Here is a 1075-nt window from a genome sequence, read left to right on the forward strand (position 1 = left end):
CGAGACGGACAGCGCCTTGAGGCGCCGGCTCCCGGGGCCTACCGCCCCCGGGGGCCCGCGGCGGGCATGGGGGTGCCGGGGCGCGGCCCCCGCACCCAATTTTTTTACCAGGCTGCGGGGACGCGCCCCGGCACTCCCGATCCAATTCAAAGGACTGACATGATCCACCAGACTGAACTGCGCGACCTGCTGCCCGGCATGGTCCCTTTCCCCACCGACGTCTTCCCCGCTGACCAGGCGTGGCTCGGCCAGCACCTGCTGCCGCTACTGAAGATCGACCTGGGTGTGCTGCGCCCGGAACTGGCCGGTCAGGTGGCAACGATGCTGTGCCCGATCGAGCCGTATGACGGCTGCATCGGTGAGACCACCGAAGCGCACCACAACGATTTCACCGGCACCAACTGGATCGCCTTCGAACTGACTGCCGACAACGAGATGCGTTTCCTCGGCAACGAGGGCTATTTCATCGGCGACCAGGTGGATGACAAGTACACGCGCGAACACATCGCACAGATGCGCGAAAGCTATGCCAAGGCGCGTGACTACCATGCCGCCCATGGCCGCCTGGCCTGCTACTCGCGCTTCGGCAAGGGCGAGCCCAGCGAGCGTGACTACCTGGATACGCTGGGTGGCCCGATCGGTTTCGGCAACTGGACAGAGACTGCAGAGATTCCTGCCGCCTTCGAGCTTGGCTTCACCGAGGCGGCCGATGACCCCGACGCACCGGACGATGCCGAAACGGTGATCATCACCCGCAATGGCAACAAATTCTTCGCCGTGGCCGACGTAGCCGGCTACAACTGGTGCGCCACCGGTGCCGACGCGATCGTGATGCTCTACGAGCCGATCAGCCGCACGGTGCTGTTCTCGTACGACTGGTCGTAAGCCTGTTTGGTAGTGGCGGGGGGGGGGGGGGGGGGCGCCGGGGGGGGGCGGGGGCGGGGCCGCGCGCGCGGGGGGCGGTGCGGGCGCCGCCCCGCGGCGGCGCGGCGGCGGGGGGTGCGGGGGGGGCGGCCGCGCCCGCCGCGGCGCGGGCGGGGGCGCGGGGGGGGGGGGCGGGGGGGGGGGGGGGGGG

At 70.2% G+C, this 1075-nt stretch carries 1 protein-coding gene; it reads left to right on the top strand.

The window, feature by feature from the left end; genetic code table 11:
* Positions 1-159: 159 nt before the first annotated feature.
* Entirely contained in the window at positions 160-885 is a 726-nt protein-coding gene (locus QRO91_RS22035; protein WP_049427656.1) for a hypothetical protein, read from the top strand.
* Positions 886-1075 lie beyond the last annotated feature (190 nt).

Source organism: Stenotrophomonas maltophilia group sp. Smal32 (assembly GCF_030237085.1).
Taxonomy (GTDB): domain Bacteria; phylum Pseudomonadota; class Gammaproteobacteria; order Xanthomonadales; family Xanthomonadaceae; genus Stenotrophomonas; species Stenotrophomonas maltophilia_Q.